Below are 14,706 nucleotides of genomic sequence, written 5' to 3'. Positions count from 1 at the left end.
ACGCCGCGTGCGCTCGCGTGCTGCCCCCTGCCCTGTGCGAGGCCCCCGTGCCGAGCGAGGGAGAGCCCCACGTGACCATCGCGCCAGCCGATCCGGTCTCAGCCGCCGAAAAAGAGCACGACGGTCCCGGTGCCGCGCTGCTGCGGACCCTGACCGAGCTGACCGCCGACCTCCCCGACGCCGACCCCGGCCGGGTCGCCGCCGCCGCGCTGCGCGGCCGCTCCGCGCGAGCCGACGAGTCGGAGTTGCGCGACCTGGCGACCGAGGCGGCCGCCGGCCTCATCTCCGAGGATCCCGCCTACTCCCGGCTGGCCGCGCGCCTGCTGACGATCGGGATCCGCGCCGAGGCCGCCTCACAGGGCGTCACGTGCTTCACCGAGTCCGTGGCCGTCGGGCACCGGGAGGGTCTCATCGCCGACCGGACCGCCGAGTTCGTGCGCCTCCACGCCGCCCGTCTCGACGCCCTGATCGACACGGCCGCCGACGACCGCTTCGGCTACTTCGGCCTGCGCACGCTGCACAGCCGCTATCTGCTCCGGCACCCGATCAGCCGCAAGGTGATCGAGACGCCCCAGCACTTCATGCTGCGCGTGGCCGCCGGACTCGCCGAGGACGACACCCGCCGCTCCGTCGACGAAGTCGCCGCGCTCTACGGGCTCATGAGCCGGCTCGACTACCTCCCCTCCTCCCCCACCCTCTTCAACTCCGGCACGCGGCACCCCCAGATGTCGTCCTGCTACCTCCTCGACTCCCCCAAGGACGAGCTGGACTCGATCTACGACCGCTACCACCAGGTGGCGCGGCTGTCGAAGCACGCCGGCGGCATCGGCATCGCGTACTCCCGTATCCGTGCCCGCGGTTCGCTGATCCGCGGCACCAACGGCCACTCCAACGGCATCGTCCCGTTCCTGAAGACCCTCGACGCCTCGGTCGCCGCCGTGAACCAGGGAGGCCGCCGCAAGGGCGCCGCCGCGGTCTACCTGGAGACCTGGCACTCCGACATCGAGGAGTTCCTGGAGCTGCGCGACAACACCGGCGAGGACGCCCGCCGCACGCACAACCTGAACCTCGCCCACTGGGTGCCCGACGAGTTCATGCGGCGCGTGAACGCCGACGCGCAGTGGTCGCTGTTCTCCCCTTCGGACGTGCCCGACCTGGTCGACCTGTGGGGCGAGGAGTTCGACGCCGCGTACCGGGCGGCCGAGGCGAAGGGTCTCGCGAAGAAGACCCTGCCGGCCCGCGAGTTGTACGGCCGCATGATGCGCACCCTGGCGCAGACCGGCAACGGCTGGATGACCTTCAAGGACGCAGCCAACCGCACCGCCAACCAGACGGCCGAGCCGGGCCACGTCGTCCACTCCTCCAATCTCTGCACGGAGATCCTGGAGGTCACCAGCGACGGGGAGACGGCGGTCTGCAACCTGGGGTCGGTCAACCTCGGCGCGCTCGTCGACCAGGCCGGCGGGGACATCGACTGGGAGCGGCTGGACGAGACCGTCCGCACGGCCGTCACGTTCCTCGACCGGGTCGTGGACATCAACTTCTACCCGACCGAGCAGGCAGGCCGTTCCAACGCCCGGTGGCGTCCCGTCGGCCTCGGGGTCATGGGCCTGCAGGACGTCTTCTTCAAGCTGCGCCTGCCCTTCGACTCGCCGGAGGCCAAGCGGCTCTCCACCCGCATCGCCGAGCGCATGATGCTCGCCGCCTACGAGGCCTCGGCCGACCTCGCCGAGCGCAACGGCCCGTTGCCGGCCTGGGAGAAGACCCGTACGGCCAAGGGCGTGCTCCACCCCGACCACTACGACGTGGAGCTGACCTGGCCGGAGCGCTGGGCCGCCCTGCGCGAGCGCGTCGCCGTGACGGGCATGCGCAACTCCCTGCTCCTCGCCATCGCGCCGACGGCCACCATCGCCTCCATCGCGGGCGTGTACGAGTGCATCGAGCCGCAGGTGTCCAACCTGTTCAAGCGCGAGACGCTGTCGGGTGAGTTCCTCCAGGTCAACTCCTACCTGGTGCAGGAGCTGAAGCGGCTCGGCGTGTGGGACGCCCGCAGCCGGGAGGCCCTGCGCGAGGCGAACGGCTCGGTGCAGGGCTTCGCCTGGATCCCCGAGGACGTGCGCGCCCTCTACCGCACGGCGTGGGAGATCCCGCAGCGCGGCCTGATCGACATGGCGGCGGCCAGGACCCCGTTCCTGGACCAGTCCCAGTCCCTGAACCTCTTCCTGGAGACGCCGACCATCGGCAAGCTCTCCTCGATGTACGCCTACGCCTGGAAGTCCGGGCTGAAGACCACGTACTACCTGCGTTCGCGCCCGGCGACCCGCATCGCCCGCGCCGCCCAGGCCACCGTCCCCGCGCAGGCCACCCCGGATCCCGAAGCGGTCGCCTGCTCCCTGGAAAACCCCGAGTCCTGCGAGGCCTGCCAGTAATGAGCACCCAGAACCTTCTCGACCCCGGCTTCGAGCTCACCCTGCGTCCCATGCGCTACCCGGACTTCTACGAGCGCTACCGGGACGCCATCAAGAACACCTGGACCGTGGAGGAGGTCGACCTCCACTCGGACGTCGCCGACCTCGCCAAGCTCTCCCCCGCCGAGCAGCACCTGATCGGCCGCCTGGTCGCCTTCTTCGCGACGGGCGACTCGATCGTCGCGAACAACCTGGTGCTGACGCTGTACAAGCACATCAACTCCCCCGAGGCCCGGCTGTACCTGAGCCGGCAGCTCTTCGAGGAGGCCGTGCACGTCCAGTTCTATCTGACGCTCCTGGACACCTACCTCCCCGACCACGACGACCGGGCGGCGGCCTTCGCGGCCGTCGAGAACATCCCCTCCATCCGCGAGAAGGCCGGGTTCTGCTTCAAGTGGATGGACTCGGTCGACCAGCTCGACCGGCTTCAGACGCAGGCCGACCGCCGCCGTTTCCTGCTGAACCTGATCTGCTTCGCCGCGTGCATCGAGGGCCTGTTCTTCTACGGTGCCTTCGCCTACGTGTACTGGTTCCGCAGCCGGGGCCTGCTGCACGGCCTGGCCACCGGCACCAACTGGGTGTTCCGCGACGAGACGATGCACATGTCGTTCGCCTTCGACGTGGTCGACACCGTCCGCAAGGAGGAGCCGGAGCTGTTCGACGACCGGCTCCGGCAGGAGGTGACGGACATGCTCCGCGAGGCCGTCGAGGCCGAGCTGCAGTTCGCGCGCGACCTGTGCGGTGACGGCCTCCCGGGCATGAACACCGAGTCGATGCGGCAGTACCTGGAGTGCGTCGCCGACCAGCGGCTCACCCGCCTGGGCTTCGCTCCGGTGTACGGCTCCGAGAACCCCTTCTCCTTCATGGAGCTCCAGGGGGTTCAGGAGCTGACCAACTTCTTCGAGCGGCGGCCCTCCGCGTACCAGGTGGCGGTGGAGGGCACCGTCGACCTGGACGAGGACTTCTGAGCCGGTACACCTTCGCGGGTCTCCTGGGCCTGCCTGATCTGACGGTCGATGCGCCTGTCGCGCACGATACCGATCACTGACGGGAGGACCAGGAGGACCAGCGTCCCGAGTACGAAGATCATTGCGATGAGTGTCTGCGACTGGTTCGTGTCCATGGACACCACTGTCGCGCCGATGACTCCTTACCGTCAGTGGCAGTACTGCCGTAGACCCTCGAATTACTGCCACGGACGAGGCACACTGGAGCCATGCTCCAGAACGTGGCCGTCGTCCTCCTCGACGGCGTGAACCCCTTCGAACTCGGTGTGGTGTGCGAGGTCTTCGGCACCGACCGCAGCGACGACGGCCTGCCGGTCTACGACTTCGCGGTGGCCTCGGCCGAGGGCCCGCACCTGCGCACTAACACGGGCTTCTCCCTGCACGTCGAGCACGGCCTGGAGCGGCTGGAGACGGCCGACCTGATCGCCGTGCCCGCCGGGCACTGCTACGAGTCCCGGGACTTCCCGCCGGAGCTGCTGGACGCCCTGCGGCGCGGCGTCGACCGCGGCGCCCGGGTGCTCAGCGTCTGCTCCGGCGTCTTCGTGCTGGCCGCGGCCGGGCTGCTGGACGACCGGCGCTGCGCCGCGCACTGGCGGCACGCGGAGGCCCTCGCCCGGCAGTACCCGCGGGTGGCCGTCGAGCCGGACGTGCTGTACGCCGACGAGGACCCGGTGATCACCTCCGCCGGCACGGCCGCCGGGATCGACGCCTGCCTCCACCTGGTGCGCAAGGAGCAGGGCTCCGAGGTCGCCAACAAGATCGCCCGGCGGATGGTGGTGCCGCCGCACCGCGACGGCGGCCAGGCCCAGTACATCGAGCGCCCGCTGCCGCACTCCGAGGCCGACACGATCGGCGAGGTGCTGGCGTGGATGGAGCGCCACCTCGACGAGGAGGTCACCGTCGAGCAGCTGGCCGCCCGTGCCCACATGTCCCCGCGCACCTTCGCCCGTCGCTTCCAGCAGGAGACCGGGACGACCCCCTACCGCTGGATCCTGCGCCAGCGTGTCCTGCTGGCCCAGCGGCTGCTGGAAGCGACGGACGAGACCATGGACGCGATCGCCGGTCGAACAGGGTTCGGCAACGCGGCCACGCTGCGCCACCACTTCGTCCGGGCCGTGGGCACGACGCCGAACGCCTACCGGCGGACCTTCCGGGGCCCCGAAGCGGCCTGACCCGCCCCCACGCTCACCTCGGCACCGGCCGCAGCAGCAGGTCGTGCGGCCGCAGCGTGATCCCGACGCGCGTGCCGTCGTTCGAGCCGGCCACCTGCTCGAAGCGGTACCTGGTGGCCAGCGCCGCCGTGATCAGCGTCAGCTGGGCCATCGAGAAGTGGTCGCTCGGGCACTTGCGGTTTCCCACGCTGAACGGACTCATGGCGTGCTTCGGGATGTCCTTGACCCGGTCCGGAAGCCAGCGGTCGGGGTCGAACTCCAGGTGCCGGGCGTACGACTTCGGGTCGCGCTGGATCGCGTACGGGCTGTAGACGATGTCCGCCCCCGCCGGAATCCGGTATCCGCCGAGTTCCGTGTCCCGCACCGCCCGGCGCGTGAGAATCCAGACGGCGGGGCGCAACCGCATGGCCTCGACCACGACATTGTTGGTGTGCCTGAGTCCCCGGACGTCCTCGAATGCCACCGGCCTCCCGCCGGTGACGGCTTCTACTTCGTCGCGCACCCGGTCCGCGTGTTCAGGGTGTTCCGCGAGCATATGCAACAGCCACATGATCGTGGAGGCGACGGTTTCGCTGCCGGGAGTGAGGATCGCGACGACCTGATCGTGGATCTCCTGTTCCCCGATGGGATCGCCATTCTCGTCCGTCGCCTCCAGCAATGCCGTCAGCAAATCGTCCGGCTTTTGACCGGATGCGCGGCGCTCGGCGACGATCTCGTCCACCAGGAGATGTAAATCGGCCAATGCCCGGTTGAATTCCCGGTTGGCCGGGAGCGGCAGCTTGTAGAGCGGTCCGAGCGGCACCACCATCCGCCGGTACATCCCGCGGAAGACGGTGGCGAGCGCGACGCACAGCCGCTCCGCCCGCTCGTCCATGTAGTCGCCGCGCAGCAGGCAGCGGGCCGCGATGCGCACGGCCACCCGGAAGGACTCGGAGGTGCAGTCGACGGTCTCGCCGGGCTTCCAGCGCTCGGTGAGCGCGTGTGCCTCCTCCTCCATGATCGGCCCGTAGGCGGGGATGGCGTCGAGCCGGAAGGCGGGCTGGATGGTGCGCCGCTGGCGGCGGTGGCGCGGGCCGTTCGCCGTGGCCACGCCCTCCTTGCCGAGCAGGCCCTCCAGGGACTCCCACAGCGGTCCGGCGATGATGAAGTCGTTGCTCAGCGCGAGGGCGCCGGTGAGCGCCGGGGTGGTGACGGCGTAGACCGTCTTCGGTCCGAGCCTCAGCCGGACCACGTCGCCGTGGTCGCGCAGCCGGGACATGAACTCCAGCGGGTCGCGCGCCAGCCTCCAGCCGTGCCCCAGGACGGGGACACCGCCGCCCGCCCGGGGCGGCTCACGCAGGCCCGGAGCGAGAGGGGCTTCGGGCTTCACAGACTCGACGGTCATTTCTCACCTGCCGCTTCGTTGTTGACGTACGGGGGCGTGGACCGGTCGTCCCAGCTGTCGACCATGTACCGGCCGGACTCGTGATGGAACCAGTAGACGGAACTGAACCAGTTCCGCATATTGCTCAGACAGGCCCGCACGGCGGCGCTCAGTTCCTTTCCCCGCACGGTGCCGTCGGCGAGGGAGTCGGCGAACCGTAATGCCGCCCGTTCGACGTCGAGGAATTCCGTGATGCATTGCTCGACGCGGCGCCTGACTTCGATGACCGCCTGTTCCAGCGTCAGCCCCTCATGGGTGATGAGACTGATTCCGAGATTGTGCACCTCGTCGCCTGCTATTTCCTTCGGAAGCGAGCAGAGGTCGTTGTACCAGGCGGCGAACTCCTGACTCAGCAGCGCGGCCCGCCGATATGCCGGGTGTTTGCGTACGGTGTCGGGGAGTTCGTATCCCGCGGCCGGCTCCAGCAGGTCCGTCCAGATCCAGTGGGCGAAGGTGAGCCGGCGCAGCCGGAGATACTCCTCGACCGTGGGCACGATTCCGTGGGTGCGGTTGTGGTACTCCCGGTCGTACGCGTCGATCACCGCGTGGAAGTGCCGGGCGAACCGGAGGTTCCAGGTCGCCGGCAGGAAGGCGTACAGCCGCAGCACGCTGTCCGCGAACCCGGCGACCAGTGGGTCCTCGTGGTGCAGGTGCTCCCCGGGGGAGTCGAGGGCCGAGTGCAGTCGGTCCCGCAGCCGCCGCCAGGCCACCGGGCGCCCGTGCACGATGTCGCGGTCGTGGCGGTCGTCCCAGACGAAGAACCAGGCGCTGTAGTCCGCGATCGCCTGCATCACCTCGTCGGAGGCGCCGATGTAGTACCCGGCCATGAGGTCCGTGTAGCACAGGCCGTCGGCATATTCCGCCACCTTGTCCGCGGGCATGAGCCGCTTTTCGAGCAGCCAGGCCCGGGTCTTCTCCTGGCACTTCGGCCAATACGGGTGGAGTTGCCGGGGAAACGCCGCCTCGATCACCGGAAGGGAGAGCGACGGTGGAACTGCGATGGTGGTCGGTGTCGATGTGGTGCCGTGTGACAAAGCATGCACGAACTAACCCCTCTCAGCCGCCAGTTGGCGCGGGCGCCCCTCCTTCCGTGCCGGGCGTGCGCCGTTGCATACCCCGCTCCTCCATTCAGCACTACAACTGACCGTTCTGGGAACGCATTTGCTCCATTCACTACCCCACAGTGCCGGGAACCTCCCGGTGTGTGACTGGTACCGGATCACCAGGAGAGCAGAAGCGATCGAACGTGCGACGGACAGGCGAACGGCGCAGACGAACGGCGCCTGTTCAGGGCGGGAAGCCCGAACAGACGCCGTTCGCCTGGTGATCCTGAGGTCTCAGTCGTTCGCGACGACCGGGTACCGGGGCTCGTTCTCGGCCATCTGCCGCAGCGCGTCCTTGCGTTCGCGCTTCGAGAGGCGGTCGATGTACAGGTAGCCGTACAGGTGGTCGGTCTCGTGCTGCAAACACCGTGCGAAGTATCCGGTGCCGCGCACCTTGATCGGGTTGCCCTTCTCGTCCTGCCCGGTCACCTCGGCGTAGTCGGGCCGGGCGAGCGGCGCGTACGCGGTCGGCACCGACAGGCAGCCCTCGTTGCTGTCGTCCAGCCGGCGCTTCTCGGCGGGCAGTTCGACGAGCTTGGGGTTGCAGACGACGCCGGTGTGCCGGACACCCTCGTCGTCCGGGCAGTCGTAGACGAAGACCTTCAGGTCGACGCCGATCTGGTTGGCGGCCAGGCCCACACCCTCGGCGGTGCGCTGTGAGGCGAACATGTCCGCCACGAGCTGCTGGAACTCGTCGCCGAAGTCGGTGACGTCCTTGCACTCCTTGTGCAGCACCGGGTTCCCGACCACCGTGATCGGCCGCGAGGTCCCCCGTTCCCGCCAGGCCGCCTCGCGCTCCTCGCAGTCCTCCGTGTCGATCACGTACCCCTCGTCATCGACGGGGAGCACGCCCGCGCGCTGCTGATCGGTGTCCTGCTGAGCCATGACGTTACGTGCGCCTTCCTGAACAGATCCAAGCTGGGATGCTGATACAGGGTACGGGGGCCGCAGGGCCTAGCAGACCTCTTCGAGGTCCCGCCAGTCCCGGGAATCCGGACTGTCAGCGACCCACCCGTCCAGCAACCCCCGAACCAGCGAAGCCGGCGCCGCCAGCCCGCACTCCCGCTCGGGAACCCACAGCTGCCCGTCCGTCCGGTGCCCCAGCGGCCCGGGATGCCCCGGCTCACTGTGGTCATGCGGATCGAGGTGCTCCCCGTCACCCTCGTCCGACGGCATCCGTGACTCCGAGCACATCCGGCACAGCAACCGCACCGAAGAGGACCAGTCCTCCGCGGCGAACCCGGCATCCCCGGCGAGCTGCTCCAGCGCGTCCCGATCCGCTTCGGTCGCGGCCTCCAGCAGCACCACCCATGTCGGCACCGGCGAGGGCGCCCACAGCTCGATCTCGTCGAACACCGGGTACGTGTGCCCCGCGGCCGTGGTCCGCTCCCCGTGCGGCACGCCGTCGTGGAGCACGACCTCACCCCAGCGCCGCCCCGACGACGGCAGCGGAATGGACAGCACCTCGATCCGCGCGGGATCCAGCCGCCGCCCCCACACGACCTCGGCCTCCCCCTCGGGGGACAGCCGTACGGCCGCACTGCCGAGGTCCATGCCGAGGGGCTCACCGGAGTCGTTGGCCGGCCCCGGCACCCGCAGCCCGTAGGCCTGCCAGGCACGCCGGGCCAGCGGCCAGTCCTGGAGGGCGGTCGCGGCGATTCCGACGTTCCACCAGTCGGGAGCGCCGGTGTCCCGGTCGAGCAGCGCCACGGCCCTGAGGCCGGCCGCCCGCGCCTGCTCCCAGTCGTGCCGGAACTTGTGCAGCAGGGCGAGGTTGAACCAGGACTCGGACAGCCAGGGCTCCAGGTCGGCGGCACGTGTCAACAACGCGCCGGCGTCCTCGTACCGGCCGTCGCCGATGAGAGTGAACGCCCGGTCTGTGGCCTGCCGCCAGGAGGCGGAGGGCCGGTGCCGTCCCTTGCCGAAGATCCTCACGATTCCCGCCTGCCAGTTCCGTGCGGTGGGCTGGCCGTAACTGTGTTTCGAGCCCCCGGACACCTTCTTCTTCGCATCCAACCACGTGCGGCCTCCGGGGCGCTCATTACCCATGGGTTACCCAGTCAGAGGCAAGGTCAGACTGCCTCTTGCCAGTACCCGGGCCAGCGATTCCACCACTTCCGGGGCGTACTCCCCGGCGGTGGCGAGCCGGAGTTCCTCCAGCGCCGTCAGCGGTCCGCCCAGGCCACCTTCCCGGGACTTCTCCTCGTACGCGTTCACGGCCCGGACGATCCGCGCGGCGAGCGGCTGCTCGGCGTAGGGGTCGGCCTGCCGCTCCACGACCACGGCGACCGCCTCGTCGACACCCGTCTGCCGTACGACGGCCCCGCCGAGCAGCGCGATCCGCCGCTGTTCCGCGGCGGGCAGGCCGGCGGTGGCGCCCGCGGGCACCGGGTCGACGAGGCTCAGCTGGCCGATGTCGTGCATGAGCGCGGCGTACTCCAGCACGGCCAGCTCGGGCTCGGTGAGACCGAGGTCACGCCCCACCGCCTGGCTGAGCGCGGCGACGCGGCGGGCGTGCCCGCAGGGGGTGTACCCGGCGACCTCGGTGGCCCGTGCGAGGGAGGCGATGGTCTGCCGGTAGGTCGCCCGGACGGCGGCGTAGCGCCGGAACGACATCTGGGCGAGCAGCAGCGGCACGGAGAACACGGGCAGCGCCCACAGCCCCACCACGGCGACCGCCAGGGCCATCACCGCCCCGGTCGCGATGACGGCGGAGCCGATGCCGCACACGGCCCGCAGCTCGTCCCGCAGCACCGGCCCGAAGGGCCAGCCGGTGCGGGAGTGGGCCAGCGCGGCGGCGAGCACCGCGTCGCACAGCGCGGTCAGGGACAGCAGCGCGAGCAGCAGCAGCGCGTAGGCCGGGCCGCCCCAGTCGTCGAACGTGCCCCGGTTGTACGGCGGCTGGAAGCACACGGCGACGAACCCGACCGTGAGCACCCGGCGCGCCAGGTGGTCGAGCGTGGGCCCCTGCCCGCGCGCCACGTGCGGCACGCTGCCGAGCAGCGAGGCCGCCACCACGACGGCGACGACCTGGGCGAGGCCGTGGTGCGTGGCCCGCCCCCCGGCCTCACCGAGCAGCGCGTACGACAGGGCCGCGGCGGCCCCGAGCGGCGCCGGCTCCCTGACCTGCGCCCCGTTGCGCCGGGCGAGCTCCCCGACGGTGACGAGGACGCCGAAGGCGAGGGCGACCCGGCGCTCCTCCAGCCCGTCGTGGAGGGTGACGGCGAGGGAGCCGGCGGCGAGAAGGGCCGCACAGCCATGGACGAGGGTGAACAGCGGCGGCGGGCGGTACGCGCTCACCGGTGCGCTCCCGGCCGGCTGGAGAGCGGTGTGCCGGGCGGAGGAATCCGGGAGGGGCCGACGTCGTCGGCGGTCACGGCGGGGCGCCAACCCGCCCGGCCGACGGCCTCCACGAGGGCCGCGACCATCACCGGGTCGAACTGGCTGCCGGAGCAGCGCTTCAGCTCCGCCAGGGCGACCGCGACGGGCCGCGCCCTGCTGTAACTCCGCGTGGAGGTCATGGCGTCGAAGGCGTCCGCGACGGCCACGACCCGTGCGGATTCCGGGATCTGGCTGCCCACCAGGCCGTAGGGGTACCCGGTGCCGTCCAGCCGCTCGTGGTGGTGCAGTACGGCGGCGCGGGCCTCCCCGAGGAAGCCGATGCCGCGCACCATCTCGTGCCCGTACTCGGGGTGCAGCTCGATGACCCGCCGCTCCTCGGGCGTCAGCGGCCCGTCCTTCCTGAGCAGCCGGGTGGGGACGCCCAGCTTGCCGACGTCGTGCAGGATCCCGGCGAACCGGAGCACCTCGACGCGCTCGTCGTCCATGCCCAGCTCGCGCGCGATCATCATGGAGGCCTGCCCGACGCGCTCGCTGTGCCCGCGGGTGTACCCGTCCTTGATGTCGACGGCCTGCACCAGCGCCCGGATGGTCGCCTGGTGGGCGGCGCGTTCCCGGTGGTACTGCGCGAAGGCCCACCAGGAGACGCACATCGGCAGCAGCACGAGCAGCGCGGCCACCGGACCGTACGGGCTGCGCCACAGCACGGCCATCATCAGCCCGGCCAGCCCGTGCACGGCGATGGGCGCGAGGGAGCGCGCCACGAGCCCCCGCCAGGCCCGCCGCACCGGCACCCGCTCGGCGACGGCCAGGATCCCGCCGTCCAGCAGCGCGAGCACCAGGCAGAACGCCAGCACGGCCGCCCCGGCCGGACCGAGCGCGTAGGGGACGTCGCCCGCGACGACCGCGTCCCGCCCGCCGAGCGCCCGGTGCACCCGGGCCGCGGCCCACACGCCGAGGACGAGCTGGGCGGCCCGCCAGACGCGCCGCAGTGCCACGGGCCGCTGCTCGACATGCGAGAGCAGCGCACCGGGCACGGCCACCAGGGCGGCGGCGGGCGCGGGCAGCAGGAAGGCACCGGCGAGCAGCACGGGATAGAAGGTCCCGGCCGGATGGGAGATCCCGACGAACCGGGACCGGGCGACGCGCTCGCAGCCCGCGTACAGCGCGGCGAGCAGCAGCACGGCCCACCAGGGCGCGCGGACGCCCGGCAGCGGCAGCAGACAGAGAAGGGCGGCGAGGACGACACAGGCCACGTACACACGTGCCCGCACCGGTACCGCTTCCATGAGCCCTCCCCCGGCCAAGTCCGTCAGGCCCGGAGCCTAGGACGGCGGTGGGGGGCTCCGCGGGCCGATAACCCGCGGATTAGCACGTTCGAGTGATGCGTTCGAGAGTGACTACCCCCTCGGAAGAGGGGTAGTTGAAAAGCGCGGGAGTGTCAGGACTCCTGCGGCGTGGCCGGCGAGGCCGTGATGTCCTGCTCGGGGACGGCCTGGCCGGAGCGGATCAGCTCGATCCGCCCCATGACCTTGTCGCGCAGGTCGCCCGGCACGTCGTCATGCCCGCAGCAGCGCTTGACCAGCTTCTTCACGGCCTGTTCGAGCCCGTACTTCTCAAGACAGGGCGAGCATTCCTCGAAGTGGTGCTCGAACTTCACGCAGTCCGAGTCCGGCATCTCACGGTCGAGGAACTCGTAGAGATGATCGAGGATTTCGCTGCAATCCGTCTCGTGCGGCTCTCCGCAGCTCATGACCCCGAGCCTTTCGCTTCGTTCGACTCTCCGGCGCCGGCCGGGACCATCCCGCGGTCACGGGCGTAGTCCTCCAGCATGCCGCGCAGCTGACGGCGGCCCCGGTGCAGCCGGGACATCACCGTACCGATGGGTGTCCCCATGATGTCGGCGATCTCCTTGTACGCAAAGCCCTCGACATCCGCCAGATAGACGGCGATGCGGAACTCCTCGGGGATCGCCTGGAGCGCTTCCTTCACGTCCGAGTCGGGCAGGTGGTCGAGCGCCTGCGACTCCGCGGAGCGCAAGCCCGTCGACATGTGCGACTCGGCGCGGGCGAGCTGCCAGTCCTCGATCTCCTCGGCCGCCGAGCGCTGCGGTTCCCGCTGCTTTTTGCGGTACGAGTTGATGAAGGTGTTCGTGAGGATCCTGTACAGCCACGCCTTGAGATTGGTGCCCTCGCGGAACTGGTGGAAGGACGCGTACGCCTTGGCGTACGTCTCCTGCACCAGGTCCTCGGCGTCAGCCGGATTGCGCGTCATGCGCAGCGCGGCCGAGTACATCTGGTCGAGGAACTCGAGCGCGTCCCGCTCGAAGCGCGCGTTGCGCTCCGCGGCCGTCTCCGCGCCCGTGCCGCCCTGGCCCTCGGGCTGCTCCGCCTGGCCGTGTTCGGTCCCTGCGTCGGTCCCTGTGACCGGACCCACCTCCTCCAGTGTTCTCGTGAGACCGAGACCGGTCTCACCCGAATCGGAGGATAGACGACGATCCGGTCCGCCCGCCGCCCGAATGGGGGCGGTCTTGGCCGCGTGCAGCACCGTCCAGTCCAGGTCGGCGCGGCTGGTGCGGCTCGGGCAGTAGATCGAACCCATGCGGCGGACTCCCTCTCCTACGGCGTCGGTGCTGGTCTCCAGCACGTACGTCCCCCACAACAGTGCTCGCCGCCCCGGCATTCCCGGAGCTTTACCCGAGTGACCCGGTCCACTCCACGACCGCGTCCGTGATGACCGCCACTGCCTCCTCCTGCGTGATCTCCGCGCGCTTGGGGACGGCGAAGCCGTGATCGCCGTACGGCACCTCGACGAGCTCATAGGGCCCGTCGGGGAACTCCGCGGGCTTCCCGAAGGGGTCGTTCCCGCCCTGGACGACCAGGGTGGGCACCCCGGAGCCCAGCAGCTCGGCGGCGCGGGACTTCTCGGGCTTGCCGGGCGGGTGCAGAGGGAAGCTGAGGGCGAGGACAGCGTGGGCGCCGAGTTCGGTGGCGGTGCGGCAGGCGACCCGGGCCCCGGCGCTGCGGCCGCCGGACACGACCGGCAGTCCGGGCCCGGCCAGCGCGGGCCAGATGCCCCGCCAGCCGAGGTCCAGGGTCTTGGGCGCGGGCGCGAGCTTCTTCCCGGCCACCCGCCAGGGCTGCTCCACCCGGGCCACGGTGACGCCGTGGGAGGGCAGGACGGCGGCCAGGGCCTTCAGGTCGCGGGCCTCGATGCCGCCGCCGGCACCGTGGCTGACGGCGAGCACGAGGCGGGCCTGCTTCGCCTTGTGCCAGGTGATGCGGGCGGGGCCGGCTTCGGTCTCGACGGTCTCGGTGGTCGCGTCGGACCCTTTCGTCACGTTGGTCACGTCAGAAGAGTGTGCCCTCTTCGGGCCCTTCCAGCTCCTTCAGCAGCTCCGGGCCGTTGTTGCGGACGTTGCTGACGGCCGTGGTGACGGGGTAGGCGCGCATCAGCCCGGCGGGCGGCGGGGCGAGCAGCTCGCGCAGGTCGTCGGGGTCCGTGCGGGACGGGTCCAGCCAGGCGTCCCAGCGGTCGGGCGTCAGCATCAGCGGCATCCGGGGGTGGATCTCGGCCAGGGCCCGCGGACCGTCCGCCGGGGACACCGCGAGCGGGCTCGACTCGGCCTCGGTGGTGATGACGGAGCACGTCACCCACCAGGCCTGCGGGTGGTCGTCCGGCAGCGTCCTGTCCCGCCAGAACTCGTACAGGCCGGCCATCGCGAAGACCGACCCGTCGGCCGGGGTCACGAAGTAGGGCTGCTTGCGGGGGCGCTTCTTCTTGCCCTCGACCTCCAGCTCGCGCTCCTGCGTGCCGGTGACCCACTCGTAGTAGCCGTCGGCGGGCAGGATGCAGCGCCGGGAGGTGAAGGCGCGGCGGTAGGACGGCTTCTCGTGGACGGTCTCCGCCCGGGCGTTGATCATCCGGGCGCCGCCCTCGGGAGTCTTCGACCAGGACGGGACGAGGCCCCACTTCAGCGTGCGCAGCTGCCGAACCGGTCGCGGGTCGTCGGCGTCTTTCACGGGGCGGTCGAGGACGGCGTAGACCTCTTTGGTGGGCGCCACGTTGTAGTCGGGCTCCAGAGTCTCCTCGGGCTCCCACTTCTCGATCTCGAAGATTCCTGCGAGATCCTCCGGCCGACGACTCGCCGCATACCGTCCGCACATATGAAAACCACCCCTCCGACCTGCGAAA

General features: G+C 70.7%; 13 protein-coding genes. 3 read left to right on the top strand and 10 right to left on the bottom strand.

Annotated features, from left to right (window positions below):
• Positions 1 to 71 precede the first annotated feature (71 nt).
• The 3 genes from ACH4G3_RS35395 to ACH4G3_RS35385 all read left to right on the top strand — a co-directional run bounded on the left by ACH4G3_RS35395 (position 72) and on the right by ACH4G3_RS35385 (position 4,647).
• Positions 72 to 2,429, top strand: a complete 2,358-nt coding sequence (locus tag ACH4G3_RS35395; protein WP_397628314.1) for a ribonucleoside-diphosphate reductase subunit alpha — start codon at positions 72 to 74, stop codon at positions 2,427 to 2,429.
• Positions 2,429 to 3,436: a ribonucleotide-diphosphate reductase subunit beta gene (locus tag ACH4G3_RS35390; protein WP_397628313.1), complete on the top strand. Its 1,008-nt coding sequence runs from the start codon at positions 2,429 to 2,431 to the stop codon at positions 3,434 to 3,436. The genes ACH4G3_RS35395 and ACH4G3_RS35390 overlap by 1 nt, the downstream gene beginning before the upstream one ends.
• 248 nt (positions 3,437 to 3,684) lie before the next feature.
• Positions 3,685 to 4,647 (top strand): GlxA family transcriptional regulator, encoded by a 963-nt coding sequence (locus ACH4G3_RS35385; RefSeq protein ID WP_397628312.1) that lies wholly within the window; start codon positions 3,685 to 3,687, stop codon positions 4,645 to 4,647.
• 13 nt (positions 4,648 to 4,660) lie between these two features.
• Here ACH4G3_RS35385 and ACH4G3_RS35380 read toward each other — a convergent pair whose 3' ends face one another.
• The 10 genes from ACH4G3_RS35380 to ACH4G3_RS35335 all read right to left on the bottom strand — a co-directional run bounded on the left by ACH4G3_RS35380 (position 4,661) and on the right by ACH4G3_RS35335 (position 14,678).
• The gene (locus tag ACH4G3_RS35380; RefSeq protein WP_397628311.1) at positions 4,661 to 6,031 is read right to left on the bottom strand and encodes a bifunctional albaflavenone monooxygenase/terpene synthase; all 1,371 of its coding nucleotides are present in this window, start codon (positions 6,029 to 6,031) and stop codon (positions 4,661 to 4,663) included.
• Positions 6,028 to 7,113 (bottom strand): epi-isozizaene synthase, encoded by a 1,086-nt coding sequence (gene cyc1 / locus ACH4G3_RS35375; protein WP_397628310.1) that lies wholly within the window; start codon positions 7,111 to 7,113, stop codon positions 6,028 to 6,030. The genes ACH4G3_RS35380 and cyc1 overlap by 4 nt, the downstream gene beginning before the upstream one ends.
• A 294-nt stretch (positions 7,114 to 7,407) precedes the next feature.
• On the bottom strand, positions 7,408 to 8,058 hold the full coding sequence (gene def / locus ACH4G3_RS35370; protein WP_397628309.1) for a peptide deformylase: 651 nt from the start codon (positions 8,056 to 8,058) through the stop codon (positions 7,408 to 7,410).
• A 69-nt stretch (positions 8,059 to 8,127) separates the two neighbouring features.
• Complete coding sequence (locus ACH4G3_RS35365; protein ID WP_037670680.1) at positions 8,128 to 9,108, bottom strand: tetratricopeptide repeat protein; 981 nt, start codon at positions 9,106 to 9,108, stop codon at positions 8,128 to 8,130.
• Between the two features lie 117 nt (positions 9,109 to 9,225).
• The gene (locus ACH4G3_RS35360) at positions 9,226 to 10,473 is read right to left on the bottom strand and encodes an HD-GYP domain-containing protein (protein ID WP_397628308.1); all 1,248 of its coding nucleotides are present in this window, start codon (positions 10,471 to 10,473) and stop codon (positions 9,226 to 9,228) included.
• Positions 10,470 to 11,801 (bottom strand): HD-GYP domain-containing protein, encoded by a 1,332-nt coding sequence (locus ACH4G3_RS35355; protein WP_397628307.1) that lies wholly within the window; start codon positions 11,799 to 11,801, stop codon positions 10,470 to 10,472. The genes ACH4G3_RS35360 and ACH4G3_RS35355 overlap by 4 nt, the downstream gene beginning before the upstream one ends.
• Positions 11,802 to 11,953: 152 nt before the next feature.
• Positions 11,954 to 12,265 (bottom strand): mycothiol system anti-sigma-R factor, encoded by a 312-nt coding sequence (gene rsrA / locus ACH4G3_RS35350; RefSeq protein WP_243379384.1) that lies wholly within the window; start codon positions 12,263 to 12,265, stop codon positions 11,954 to 11,956.
• Positions 12,262 to 12,948: an RNA polymerase sigma factor SigR gene (gene sigR, locus ACH4G3_RS35345; RefSeq protein WP_010047600.1), complete on the bottom strand. Its 687-nt coding sequence runs from the start codon at positions 12,946 to 12,948 to the stop codon at positions 12,262 to 12,264. The genes rsrA and sigR overlap by 4 nt, the downstream gene beginning before the upstream one ends.
• 256 nt (positions 12,949 to 13,204) lie before the next feature.
• Positions 13,205 to 13,861 carry an alpha/beta hydrolase family protein gene (locus ACH4G3_RS35340; RefSeq protein ID WP_397628306.1) on the bottom strand — a complete coding sequence of 219 codons (657 nt, stop codon included), beginning with the start codon at positions 13,859 to 13,861 and terminating at the stop codon, positions 13,205 to 13,207.
• 1 nt (position 13,862) lies between these two features.
• A complete protein-coding gene (locus ACH4G3_RS35335; RefSeq protein ID WP_397628305.1) occupies positions 13,863 to 14,678 on the bottom strand; it encodes an SOS response-associated peptidase in 816 nt (271 codons plus the stop codon).
• Between the last annotated feature and the right edge of the window lie 28 nt (positions 14,679 to 14,706).

Source organism: Streptomyces afghaniensis, assembly GCF_044327915.1.
In the GTDB taxonomy this organism is placed as follows: domain Bacteria; phylum Actinomycetota; class Actinomycetes; order Streptomycetales; family Streptomycetaceae; genus Streptomyces; species Streptomyces afghaniensis.
The sequence above is the reverse complement of the archived record's forward strand: the minus strand, read 5'-3'. Positions and strand labels throughout refer to the sequence as shown.